At 49.0% G+C, this 12,969-nt stretch carries 10 protein-coding genes; 6 read left to right on the top strand and 4 right to left on the bottom strand.

What is annotated here, in order from left to right:
• The first annotated feature begins 57 nt into the window (after nucleotides 1–57).
• Entirely contained in the window at nucleotides 58–522 is a 465-nt protein-coding gene (gene asnC / locus KJB35_RS12835; protein ID WP_005389595.1) for a transcriptional regulator AsnC, read from the top strand.
• A gap of 66 nt (nucleotides 523–588) precedes the next feature.
• Here asnC and prlC read toward each other — a convergent pair whose 3' ends face one another.
• Nucleotides 589–2,631 carry an oligopeptidase A gene (gene prlC / locus KJB35_RS12830; protein ID WP_017635033.1) on the bottom strand — a complete coding sequence of 681 codons (2,043 nt, stop codon included), beginning with the start codon at nucleotides 2,629–2,631 and terminating at the stop codon, nucleotides 589–591.
• A 399-nt stretch (nucleotides 2,632–3,030) separates the two neighbouring features.
• On the opposite strand from prlC, the gene KJB35_RS12825 reads away from it, so the two are divergent.
• The gene (locus tag KJB35_RS12825) at nucleotides 3,031–3,870 is read left to right on the top strand and encodes a 23S rRNA (adenine(2030)-N(6))-methyltransferase RlmJ (RefSeq protein WP_005379158.1); all 840 of its coding nucleotides are present in this window, start codon (nucleotides 3,031–3,033) and stop codon (nucleotides 3,868–3,870) included.
• Nucleotides 3,871–4,129: 259 nt separating this feature from the next.
• Nucleotides 4,130–5,485 carry a glutathione-disulfide reductase gene (gene gorA / locus KJB35_RS12820; protein WP_005379157.1) on the top strand — a complete coding sequence of 452 codons (1,356 nt, stop codon included), beginning with the start codon at nucleotides 4,130–4,132 and terminating at the stop codon, nucleotides 5,483–5,485.
• A gap of 81 nt (nucleotides 5,486–5,566) precedes the next feature.
• Here gorA and KJB35_RS12815 read toward each other — a convergent pair whose 3' ends face one another.
• Nucleotides 5,567–6,472, bottom strand: a complete 906-nt coding sequence (locus tag KJB35_RS12815; protein WP_005379156.1) for a LysR family transcriptional regulator — start codon at nucleotides 6,470–6,472, stop codon at nucleotides 5,567–5,569.
• A gap of 121 nt (nucleotides 6,473–6,593) precedes the next feature.
• Here KJB35_RS12815 and xapA point away from each other — a divergent pair, with 121 nt between their 5' ends.
• Nucleotides 6,594–7,418: a xanthosine phosphorylase gene (gene xapA / locus KJB35_RS12810; RefSeq protein WP_005379149.1), complete on the top strand. Its 825-nt coding sequence runs from the start codon at nucleotides 6,594–6,596 to the stop codon at nucleotides 7,416–7,418.
• A 105-nt stretch (nucleotides 7,419–7,523) separates the two neighbouring features.
• On the opposite strand, the gene KJB35_RS12805 is transcribed toward xapA, so the two are convergent.
• The gene (locus KJB35_RS12805; RefSeq protein WP_005379148.1) at nucleotides 7,524–8,135 is read right to left on the bottom strand and encodes a bifunctional 4-hydroxy-2-oxoglutarate aldolase/2-dehydro-3-deoxy-phosphogluconate aldolase; all 612 of its coding nucleotides are present in this window, start codon (nucleotides 8,133–8,135) and stop codon (nucleotides 7,524–7,526) included.
• A gap of 9 nt (nucleotides 8,136–8,144) precedes the next feature.
• Nucleotides 8,145–9,521 (bottom strand): GntP family permease, encoded by a 1,377-nt coding sequence (locus KJB35_RS12800; protein WP_182016010.1) that lies wholly within the window; start codon nucleotides 9,519–9,521, stop codon nucleotides 8,145–8,147.
• A 153-nt stretch (nucleotides 9,522–9,674) separates the two neighbouring features.
• Between KJB35_RS12800 and KJB35_RS12795 the strand changes: the two genes are divergently transcribed.
• Nucleotides 9,675–10,199: a gluconokinase gene (locus KJB35_RS12795; RefSeq protein WP_047103696.1), complete on the top strand. Its 525-nt coding sequence runs from the start codon at nucleotides 9,675–9,677 to the stop codon at nucleotides 10,197–10,199.
• Entirely contained in the window at nucleotides 10,199–11,995 is a 1,797-nt protein-coding gene (gene edd, locus KJB35_RS12790) for a phosphogluconate dehydratase (protein ID WP_238842886.1), read from the top strand. Before KJB35_RS12795 ends, edd begins: the two co-directional genes overlap by 1 nt.
• Nucleotides 11,996–12,969 lie beyond the last annotated feature (974 nt).

Below are 12,969 nucleotides of genomic sequence, written 5' to 3'. Positions count from 1 at the left end.
CTATCCGCTATGAGTATAAAAGGGAGGTAAAACTCTATCCCTAACGGAAATCATAGTATGAATGCGAGCCTGCCGAAACTCGACGACCTTGACCGCGCAATATTAAAAACACTGATGGCTGACGCCAGAACGCCCTACGCAGAAATGGCAAAGCAGTTCGATGTCAGCCCTGCCACTATCCATGTGCGTATCGAGAAGATGAAGTCGGCTGACATCATCGAAGGAACGGAGGTGATCATCAATACTAAAAAGCTTGGCTACGATGTGTGCTGCTTTATTGGTATTAACCTCAATGCAGCTCGTGATTACCACTCCGCGTTAGAAAAACTCAACGCGCTCGACGAAGTCGTTGAAGCTTACTACACCACGGGCGCGTATAACATATTCGTCAAATTGATGTGCAAATCGATTGAAGAGCTGCAATTTGTACTGATCGACAAGCTGCAAGCCATTGATGAGGTTCAGTCCACGGAGACATTGATATCGTTGCAGAACCCGATCAACCGAAACGTAAATCCGTAAAATTTTTTATAAAAACTGTACAAAAAAGGCCAACCGAACGGTTGGCCTTGATGTTTTTTGCTCAATTTACGCCGCAATACCCGAATGGCGCAACAGTGCATCGATTTGTGGCTCGCGGCCACGGAAGCGCTTAAACAGCTCCATTGGCTCTTCACTGCCCCCCATTTCTAGGATGTTGTTCAGGAAGCTTAGACCCGTCTCTTTGTTGAAGATGCCTTCTTCTTCAAAGCGAGAATACGCGTCTGACGACAGCACTTCAGCCCACAGGTAGCTGTAGTAACCCGCACTGTAGCCACCAGCAAAAATATGGCCGAAGCTGTGTGAGAAACGCGCCCACTCAACCGCAGGAACTACCGCGACTTTCTCTTTCACTTTCGCCAGAGTTTCCAGTACACGCGCACCCACTTCAGGGTCATATTCGGTGTGAAGCGTGAAGTCGAACAAGCCGAATTCTAGCTGACGCAAAATACCCATCGCAGATTGGAAGTTTTTCGCTGCGAGCATTTTGTCTAGCATCGCTTTCGGTAGCGGCTCACCTGTCTCATAGTGACCAGAAATGAACGCCAGCGCGTCCTCTTCCCAACACCAGTTTTCTAGGAACTGACTTGGTAGCTCAACCGCATCCCAAGGCACGCCATTAATACCTGAAACAGCACCTGTATCAACTTGCGTCAACATGTGGTGGATTCCATGACCAAACTCATGGAATAGCGTCACGACTTCATCGTGCGTGAACAGTGCTGGTTTGTCGCCCACTGGACGGTTGAAGTTACACGTTAGATACGCAACCGGCGTTTGCAGCTCGCCAGATAGCGTAACGCGACGACCACGACAATCATCCATCCACGCGCCGCCACGTTTGTGTTCACGAGCGTAGAGATCTAGGTAGAAACTGCCACGGAGTGTGCCTTCAGCATCAAAGATATCGAAAAAGCGCACGGACTCATGCCAAGTGTCTACGCCTTCGCGCTCAGTAACGGTCATGCCAAACACGCGGTTTAGCACTTCAAACAGACCGCTCACGACTTTTGACTCTGGGAAGTATGGGCGCAGTTCTTCATCCGAAATTTGGAACAGGTGCTGCTTTTGTTTCTCGCTGTAGTAAGCGATATCCCAAACGTTCAGCTCTTCAACACCAAACTCACTTTTCGCAAACTGACGTAACTCTTCGACTTCACGTTCACCTTGCGGTTTCGCTCGTGTCGCTAGGTCATTCAGGAAGCCCAGCACTTGATCCGGCGTTTCAGCCATCTTTGTTGCTAACGACTTTTCACTGTAAGTATTGAAACCTAGCATACGTGAAATTTCATGGCGCAGTTTTAGCTGCTCAGTAATGATTTCTGAGTTATCCCATTTGCCTGCGTTTGGACCTCGATCAGAAGCGCGCGTCACGTACGCTTCGTACACTTCTTTACGCAACTCTTGGTTATCGCAGTACGTCATGACAGGTAGGTAAGATGGGATATCTAGCGTAATGAGGTAACCATCTAACTCTTTTGCTTCTGCGGCAGCTTTCGCTGCTGCCAGCGCCGATTCTGGCATACCTGCTAGGTCTTTCTCGTCTGTGATGTGCTTGGTCCAACCCATGGTGGCATCCAGCACATTGTTAGAGAATTTAGAGCTCAGCTCAGACATACGTTTGCTGATCTCGCCGTAACGGTGCTGCTCATCGGATGGCAAACCAATGCCTGATAACTCGAAATCACGCAGTGCATCAGTGATGGTTTTCTGCTGGGCACGAGTTAACGTTGCAAATTCTTCGCTCGCTTTGATGGTTTTGTACGCTTCGTACAACCCTTTGTGCTGACCAACCCAAGTGCCGTACTCTGACAAAATTGGTAGGCAACTTTCGTAAGCTTCACGTAGCTCTTCGCTGTTCACTACCGAGTTCATGTGACCCACTGGCGACCAGATGCGGCTTAAGCGATCATCCGCTTCTTCAATTGGCGCAATCACACTGTCCCAAGTTGGGTGAGCGTTGTCTTGTAGAACTTCATCGATTTTTGCTCGGCAGTCAGCAATCGCTTGCTCAACGGCAGGCTTGATGTGTTCTGGTTTAATTTGAGAAAACGGAGGTAGGTCCGTAAACGTCAGAAGAGGATTAGACATGAATAATTCCTTTTGTGTTTTGACTCTGTGATTGCCTGTCTATTTTGTGTAGATAGGCCAACTCAATGTACAGACGAGCCAGCAACATGGATTGGGGGAGCTCCGTTCCCTTTCTCTATGCCGCGATGACCATCATATAGTCAACCAGCGCTACTCTGTCCTTGAGTCTTGTTATACCTAAATGAAATTTCACACCCTTTTGAGTGCGAGAAACTCACCTAGTTCAATTCGATTACCAATAGTAAGTGTGGGTGACTTAAAGAAATTTCAATAGCGTCCCCTTATCAGAGGAACAGATTTGATTGGAAGTTCTACATCTTTAAGTTACTTGAGTATAATACCGCCATAGAGTGAGAATCACAGACCACACTCAGCCAAAGAGTGTTTCGAGAGTTTAATTTGTTAAGTTACCGCCACAGCTTCCACGCTGGCAACCATGCCGACGTGGTCAAACACATCGTTCAAAGCCTCATTCTTGATGCGCTGAAACAAAAAGATAAGCCATTCGTTTATCACGATACCCACTCGGGTGTGGGCCGTTACGATCTGACTCACGAATGGTCTGAAAAAACGGGCGAATACAAACAAGGCATCGCACGTATTTGGGATAACCCAAGCATTCCTGAAGACATCAAAAGCTACATCGATGCCATTAAAGTGCTCAACAATGGCGAGAAGCTGCGTTACTACCCAGGCTCACCACGTGTGGCGCGCGCGCAAATCCGCCCACAAGATCGCATGGTGCTGACCGAGTTGCACCCGGCCGATCACCCATTGTTAGAGCAAGAATTCCATCGTGATCGCCAAGTGAGCATCTTCAAAGAAGACGGATTCCAACGCCTCAAAGCAAGCTTACCGCCACAAGAGCGTCGTGGTTTGGTGCTGATTGACCCACCATACGAACTCGCGAAAGAGTACCGCGATGTGGTGCGAGCGATTCATCAGAGCCATAAACGTTGGGCAACCGGTATCTACGCGATTTGGTACCCAGTGGTAAACCGCCACGACATCGAAGATATGATCGAAGGCTTGGAAGCACTGGGCATTCGTAAAATTCTGCAAATCGAGTTAGGTGTTGCACCAGATACCAACGAGCGCGGCATGACGGCATCCGGCATGATTGTGATTAACCCGCCCTGGAAACTGGAAAGCCAGATGAAAGAGATTCTGCCATTCCTGCAAGACGCGATCGCACCAGCAACTGGCCACTGGAAAGTGGACTGGATTGTGCCAGAGTAAGCACTTCAGTACTGATATCTTCAAGCGCAACGATATTCTCGTTGCGCTTTTTTATGCTCTCACCTTCTCCCTCCAATCGTGCTTATTCTTCTTTTTGTGCCTCTCATCGCTATTTGTCATAAGTATTGTCGCTTTTTCCCATTTAGGAATTAGTCGAATTCGATTTATGATAGTGGGATAACGGTGGCATTGAGTTCGGGCAAGGTCATCCCAATCTATCTATGTACCAGATAAAATTTATAAGCTCTTGGAGAAAGTAATGGCGACTCATTTTGACTATATCTGTATCGGTGGCGGCAGTGGCGGCATCGCATCTGCAAACCGCGCGGCGATGTACGGCGCGAAAGTTGCGCTAATCGAAGCTCAAGACCTTGGCGGTACCTGTGTAAACGTAGGTTGTGTACCGAAAAAAGTGATGTGGCATGGCGCGCAAATCGCAGAAGCAATGAACCTGTACGCAGAAGATTACGGTTTTGATGTCGACGTGAAAGGTTTCGACTGGAGCAAACTGGTTGAGAGCCGTCAGGCGTACATTGGTCGTATTCACCAATCTTACGATCGCGTTCTTGGCAACAATAAAGTAAACGTGATTAAAGGCTTTGCTAAGTTTGTTGACGAAAAAACTGTCGAAGTAAACGGTGAACACTACACAGCAGATCACATCCTGATCGCGGTTGGTGGTCGTCCTACTATTCCAAACATTCCAGGCGCTGAATACGGCATCGATTCAAACGGCTTCTTCGACCTAGCAGAGCAACCAAAACGCGTTGCGGTTGTGGGCGCTGGCTACATCGCAGTTGAAATTGCTGGCGTACTGCACGCGCTAGGTACAGAAACGCACCTGTTCGTACGTAAAGAGTCACCACTGCGTAGCTTCGATCCAATGATCATCGATACGTTGGTTGAAGTGATGGACGCAGAAGGTCCAAAACTGCACACCCACTCTGTACCAAAAGAAGTGGTAAAAGAAGCCGATGGCAGCCTAACTCTGCACCTAGAAAACGGTGAAAGCCAAAACGTTGACCAACTGATTTGGGCAATCGGTCGTCACCCTGCGACAGACGCAATCAACCTAGCGTCAACCGGTGTGGCAACGAACGAAAAAGGCTACATCAAGGTAGACGAATACCAAGAAACCAACGTGAAAGGCATCTACTGTGTGGGTGACATCATGGAAGGCGGTATCGAGCTAACGCCAGTAGCAGTGAAAGCGGGTCGTCAACTTTCTGAGCGTTTGTTCAACAACAAACCAAACGCGAAGATGGACTACGATTTGGTACCAACTGTGGTATTTAGCCACCCACCAATCGGCACTATCGGTCTTACAACGCAAGAAGCAGAAGAGAAGTACGGCAAAGACAACATCAAAGTCTACACATCTGGCTTTACTGCGATGTACACCGCTGTTACTAAGCACCGTCAACCATGTAAGATGAAGCTTGTATGTGCGGGCGAAGAAGAAACGGTTGTTGGCCTACACGGCATCGGTTTCACGGTAGATGAAATGATCCAAGGCTTCGGCGTAGCAATGAAGATGGGCGCAACCAAAGCAGACTTCGACTCTGTTGTGGCTATCCACCCAACGGGCTCTGAAGAGTTCGTAACGATGCGTTAATTACGCTCTAATCGCATTGCTGATTTCAGTGAATCATTTGAAAAGGTCATCTTAGGATGACCTTTTTTTGTTATCCCATGCTTAACTCGCATTCTCTAATAATGTGCGAATAAACTCGGCTTTAATAGCACTCTCTTGCTTACCATCATGAATCAGACACAAGTCTGCACGCAGTGACTCTTTCAGCTTGATAAAACGAATCCCATGCCAATGATGCTGAGAAAACGTCGACGGAACCAACGTCACGGTATTGCTGTTTGCTACATATGCCATCAAGGTGCTTGGCTCCACCACTTGTTTGCCAATATGGGGTGAAAAGCCTTCTTGCAGACAGGCATTGATGATGAAGTTTGCCGAGGCAGAATTCGCCAAACTCATAAACGCAAACTCACACGTCTTTAAATCTTGGAGCCGCAGCAAAGATTTGCTGGCTAACTCATGTTGCTCCGACACCGCCACCACAAACACATCTTTGCCCAAAGATACCGACTGATACGGATAAATGTTGAGTGCATCAGCAAAACGCACAATGCCCACATCGATTTTCTTCTCGCTCAGATGCTTCTTTTGCGTCTCTGGGTTAAGGTCAAAAATGTCGGCGTGATAAGTGTCATGCTCAGCATGGAAGCGCTGTAACAGACGATCAAATCCGCCCCAAAATGCGCTACTTACCACACCAACTCGCAGGATATTTCTCTGGTTCAACCCCACTTGCTGCACTTGATTGAGCGAGACATCCAAGGTCTGAAAAATCAGTTGGCATTTGGACTCCAACAATCGCCCGGCCTCCGTCAGCATGACATTTCTTGAATCGCGCTCAAACAGTTTGACGTTAAGCACCTCTTCCAACTCTTTGATGCGATTGCTCAACGGCGAATTGGTGATATTGAGATTCTCAGCCGCCTTAGTGAAATGCTTGGTTTGTGCGACCTCGTAAAAGTAACGCAGCATCTTCAGCGTCACGCGCTCAAATGGTTCTGACTTCATGCATTGAGTCCTAGCGAATTTCATCATCCTCTTTTTAAGGATGATAGTAGCGAATAAAGCAAAGATAACCAGCGCAGAAAGTCACACAATGGAATCAACACACAACCAGAAGGTGACTAACATGAATCACGATCCAGTAATCGGCGCGCTACAAACCATTCGCGAACGCAAACCAAACTTCCAACCTAAAGCGGCGTTTATTTTAGGCTCTGGCTTAGGCGTATTGGCAGACGAACTACAAGACAAAGTGGTCATTCCATACGAAGAGCTCGAAGGCTTTCCGGTTAGTACCGTGCAAGGCCACTCTGGTGAGTTGGTGCTTGGTACCATGGGCGGCGTAGACGTAGTGTGCATGAAAGGTCGCGGTCACTACTACGAACACGGCTCAATGAAGGTCATGACCACGCCCGTGCGCACCTTTAAAAAGCTGGGCTGTGAGTTTCTGCTCGTCACCAACGCGGCAGGCTCACTTCGCCCTGAACGCATCGACGTCGGTTCTCTGGTGGTATTTCATGACCACATCAATACCATGCCTGAATCGCCAATGATCGGTCCGAATGATGAAGAGTACGGCCCGAGGTTCTTCAGCCTCGCCAATGCGTACGACAAAGACCTACGTGCAGAAGCGTTTGAAGTCGGCAAAGCCAATGGTATTCACCTGAATGAAGGTGTGTTTGTCTCTTACACAGGCCCCAACTTTGAGACCGCAGCCGAAATCCGCATGATGCAAATCATCGGTGGTGATGTCGTGGGCATGTCGGTCGTGCCAGAAGTGATTTCTGCGGCGCATTGCGGCTTACCCGTATTGGCAGTATGTGCGATCACCAACATGGCAGAAGGCTTGGGAGATGTAGAATTGTCTCACGCCCAAACATTGAAGTGCGCGAAGCTAGCCGAAGCCGATTTCATTCGCTTTATTAAGCGCTTTATGAAGCATCACTTCTAAAGCCGTTTCATCCCAAAAAGAAAAAGGGTCATCAAGTTACTTGATGACCCTTTTTCGTATCACGTTCCCCAACGTTCGGGGGCATTTCGGAGCCGTTTGTGCGTTTTACTTAACTGCGCGAACCAATTCAGCAATGCCTTCCCAATCGCCGTTGTCCATCATTGCGGTTGGCACCATCCACGTACCGCCACAAGCTACAACCGATTTCAGCGCTAGGTAATCTTCCACGTTGGATGGGCTTACGCCACCTGTTGGCATGAATTCAACTGGGTAAACCGCCGTGAGTGCTTTCAGCATGCTTACGCCGCCTGATGGCTCAGCAGGGAAGAACTTCAACGTACGCAGACCCATTTCCATCGCTTGCTCAACCAAGCTTGGGTTGTTTACACCCGGTACGATAGTCACGCCACGTTGCTGACAGTATTTCACTGTGGTTGGGTTGAAGCCTGGGCTAACGATAAAGTCCACGCCCGCTTCGATCGCGATGTCCACTTGTTCTGTGGTCAGAACGGTGCCCGCGCCAATCAACAATTCTGGGTACGCTTCACGCATGATGCGAATCGACTCCGCCGCAGCTTCGGTGCGGAATGTCACTTCCGCACATGGTAAACCGTTTTCTACCAACACTTTTGCCAGTGGCAGAGCGTGTGCTACGTCGTTGATTGCGATAACTGGGACGATTTTGATTTCTCTTAATCGTTGTTCAAGTGTTGTCATGGGGAACCTCTAAAGAATAAAGCTTAATGTTGCGACGATAATAAACGCGATACTGCCAAGTAACGTTTCCATTACCGTCCAAGTTTTTAATGTGGTTTTCTCATCCATCTCAAGCAGACGAGATACCAACCAGAAACCAGAGTCATTGAAGTGAGACAGTACCGTTGCACCACCCGCAATCGCGATTACGATAAAGCAAAGGTCGAGTTCACTCAAACCTGTTGATGCTGCCACAACTGGCGCGATAAGAGCCGCCGTAGTGGTTAGCGCTACGGTTGCCGAGCCTTGAGCAACACGCAGACAAGTTGAAATCACAAACGCCGCCACAATCACAGGCATACCTGTGTCTGTAAGAACGTCAGCCAGTGCATCACCGATACCACTTGAACGCAGTACGCCGCCAAACATGCCACCAGCACCCGTTACTAGGATAACGCCACAGATTGGAGCCAATGACTCACCACACAATTTTTCTAGTTTTGCCATGCCGTAGTCTTTGGCAAACACAGCCAGACAGACAATCAAAGTAATCAGCAACGCGACTGGAGTTTTACCTAGCATACGTAGGAACTCAACCAGTGCCGTTTTGCCATCAATCACACCCGCAACCGCCAGTGTGTTCAGTACCGTATCCAAACAGATTAGCAGGACTGGCAGCACAAGGATGGTCATAACCGTGCCAAATTTTGGTGCGTTGCGCTCATCCACCATCGCTTCGCCATTAAAGAAGGCTTTAGATAGTGGGATATCGAATTTTTTGCCCGCGTACAAACCAAATAGGTAAGCGCCAAGGTACCAAGTTGGAATAGCCACCAGAATACCCACCACCAATAACAGACCGATGTTTGCACCAAGGAATTCTGCCGCTGCAACCGGACCTGGGTGTGGTGGAACAAACGCGTGCATAACCGCAAAAGCACCAGCTGCAGGCAACGCGTATTTAATTGGTGAGCCACCAAAACGAGCCGCCACACTTAGGATGATTGGCATCATCACTACAAGGCCAGCATCGAAGAAGATTGGGAAGCCAAACAGTAATGAAGCGACGCCCAAAGCAAATGGTGCGCGCTCTTTACCAAAGCGACCAATCAAAGTGTCTGCCAGCACTTTCGCACCGCCAGTCACTTCAAGAATTTTACCGATCATCGCACCAAGACCAACCAGCAATGCCACGGAAGCCAGCGTGCCGCCGAAGCCGCCCATCATGGTCGATACGACTTTCTCTGAAGGAACGCCAGTGGCGATTGCCGTACCTAAACTCACCATAGTAAGGGAAGCAAAAGCATGGACTTTCAGTTTAATGATCAGAACGAGTAACGCTGCAATGGCAAGGCCTGCAATCGTCAGTAGGAACGTAGGATCTGGGGCTTGGGTTAATTGCTCCATAGGTTCACCTTTAAGAATTATTGTTTGTGTTATGGTTCACATTTATTTCAGTTACCGGTAACATGTTACCGATAACATGAATAAGATAAACCCATATTTTAAAGTGAATTCAAAAATTGAGATCACGCGCAAATTTGGTTATGAGGATAAGTTATGGCTGGTAGTAGTGTCATCGTTATGGGCGTTTGTGCTAGTGGTAAAAGCACAATTGGTGAGCATCTAGCGAAAAAGCTAGGGCGTAAATTCATTGATGGTGATGATCTTCATCCACGAGCGAACATTCAGAAAATGGCTTCGGGCCAGCCTCTGAACGATGATGATCGCAAGCCATGGCTAGAACGCATTCGTGATGCGGCGTACAGCCTAGAAAGCAAAAACGAACACGGCATCATTGTCTGTTCAGCACTGAAAAAGATTTACCGCGATCAGATCCGCGAAGGCAACAACAACGTGACCTTCCTGTTCCTTGATGGCGATATGGAGTTGATCCTTAATCGCATGCGTATGCGCAAAGGCCACTTCATGAAAGAAAACATGGTGAAGAGCCAATTCGAGACACTAGAGCGCCCAGACAACGAGCCTCAAACTCTGATCGTCAGTATCGACGGAGACATCAGCGACGTGGTGGAACGCTCTGCTACTGAGCTAATCAAAATGCAAGCTATCGAGGTGGCGTAATGACTCACTCTGTTGTTCTTGAGGTTACACAACGTTTGACCGAGCGCAGCCGTGAAGCGCGCGCTGCCTTTCTTGCTCGCACCGAAGTGCAAGCCGAAGCTGGCAAAGGCCGTGTTGGTTTATCTTGTGGTAACTTAGCCCATGCAGTCGCCGCTTCTTGCTCTTCTGAAAAGAAAAATATTCTCGATTTTACTCATGCCAATGTCGCGCTGATCAGCGCCTACAACGACATGTTGAGCGCCCACCAGCCGTACCAAGACTACCCAGCACAAATCAAAAAAGTGCTGGCGGACTACGGCCATACGGCGCAAGTCGCAGGTTGTGTGCCAGCGATGTGCGATGGGGTGACTCAAGGTCAAGCAGGCATGGATATGTCGCTGTTTTCGCGTGACTTAATTGCGCAATCAACGGCGTTGTCTTTGAGTCACAATGTCTTTGATGCCACATTACTGCTTGGCATCTGTGACAAAATCGCACCGGGGCAACTGATGGGCGCACTGTCTTACGCGCACCTGCCGACTGCGTTTGTACCAGCGGGTCTGATGGCTACGGGCATCAGCAACGAAGAGAAAGTCGACGTGCGCCAAAAATACGCAGCGGGTGAAGTCGGCAAAGACGCTCTGCTGGATATGGAGTGTCGCGCTTACCACTCTGCGGGGACGTGTACGTTTTACGGCACAGCCAACACCAACCAGTTGGTGTTCGAAGCCATGGGCTTGATGCTGCCAGGTTCGGCATTCATCCATCCCCATACCCAACTGCGTAAAGCGTTAACCGATCACGCGGCTCTGAAAATCGCCTCAATGACGGCGGGTTCTGCACACTTCCGTCCGTTGGCAGAAGTGGTCACAGAAAAGAGCTTGGTCAACGGCATCATCGCTCTACTCGCATCTGGCGGCAGTACCAATCACACCATTCATATGATCGCCGTGGCGCGTGCTGCTGGCATCTTGCTCACGTGGCAAGACATCAGCGATCTGTCGGATGTGGTTCCTTTGTTAGCTCGCGTTTACCCGAACGGCCCAGCCGATATGAACGCGTTCCAAGACGCGGGGGGCGTGCCCGCGTTATTGCACCGATTGAACCAATCCGAGCTTTTGCATCGCGATGTGAAACCCGTGTTTGGTGAATTTGAAGACCAAATGACGCTGCCGAGCCTTGTCGATGGCCAACTGACTTGGACGCCGTGCCAAGGCAGCCAAGACGGTGACGTGATCGCCAAACCAGACGCCACTTTCCAAAACACCGGCGGCACTCGCGTACTTCACGGTAACTTGGGCAAAGCCGTGGTGAAAGTGTCTGCGGTGAAAGAAGAGCAACGCGTGATTGTGGCACCTGCGATCGTATTCCAATGCCAACACGAAGTGGAGGCCGCGTACAAACGTGGCGAGCTGAACAAAGACTGCATCGTTGTGGTCACACACAACGGCCCAGCGGCAAATGGCATGCCTGAACTGCACAAGCTGATGCCAATTTTAGGGAACGTGCAAAAAGCGGGCTTTAAAGTCGCGCTAGTGACGGACGGTCGTTTATCTGGTGCATCCGGTAAAATTCCGTCTGCGATTCACGTTTCTCCAGAAGCCATTCGTGGTGGCGCGATTGGTTTAGTGCGCAACGGTGATTTGATTCGCCTTGATTGCCAAACGGGCGAACTGAACAACTTAAGCGACACCACTGGTCGCGAGTTGATTCATTTCGATACCGAATCGACCCAACAAACTTGGGGACGAGGCTTGTTTAGCGTGATCCGCCAAAACGTATCGAGTGCAGAAGAAGGCGCAAGCTTTATTGTTTAAGGCGAGAAGAAAGACCTCGTCATTCCGACGAGCCTAGGCGAGATCAGGAATCTACTATCAACGTGTTGTGAAGCTAGAGAAAACTCCTCTGCCACTGCACTTTTTGTTGGTAGATTCTGAATCACGCTCGTCCCTCGCTGTTCAGAATGACGAGCTTTGGGATTAGCCTCAGTTCTTTCTAAAAAACGAATGAATCCGTCATTCCGACGAGCCTAGGCGAGATCAGGAATCCACTATCAACGTGCTGTGAAGCCAGAAAAAACACTTCTGCCACAGCACTGTTTGTTGGTAGATTCTGAATCACGCTCATCCCTCGCTTTTCAAAATGGCAAGCTTTGGGATTGGCCTCAGTTCTTTCTAAAAAACGAATGAATCCGTCATTCCGACGAGCCTCAGCAGGATCAGGAATCTAATATCGACATGCTATGACGTCAGAGAAAACCCCTCTCCCACAGCACTTTTTGTTGGTAGATTCTGAATCACACTCGTCCCTCGCTGTTCAGAATGACGAGTTTTGAGATTGGCCACCGCTCTTTCTAAAAACGAATGAATCCGTCATTCCGACGAGCCTAAGCGAGATCAGGAATCCACTATCAACGCGCTGTGAAGCCAGAGCCCCCCCCTCTACCACAGCACTTTTTGTTGGTAGATTCTGAATCACGCTCGTCCCTCGCTGTCCAGAATGACAAGCTTTAGGATTGGTCACTGCTCTTTCTAAAAAAGTGAATCCGTCATTCCGACGAGCCTAGGCGAGATCAGGAACCTAATAGCAAAATGCTGTGAAACCAGAGAAAGCACCTCTGCTACAGTACTTTTTGTTGGTAGATTCTGAATCTTGCTCGTCCTTCGCTGTTCAGAATGACAAACTTTGGGGGTTGATCACGGTTCTTTCTAAAAAATGAATCCGTCATTCCGACGAGCCTAGGCGAGATCAGGAATCTAATAGCAAAATGCTGTGAAGCCAGAGAAAACCC

Origin of the sequence: Vibrio sp. D431a, from assembly GCF_030248655.1 — a bacterium.
Lineage (GTDB): Bacteria > Pseudomonadota > Gammaproteobacteria > Enterobacterales > Vibrionaceae > Vibrio > Vibrio alginolyticus.
This window is presented reverse-complemented; position numbering and strand designations above follow the sequence as displayed.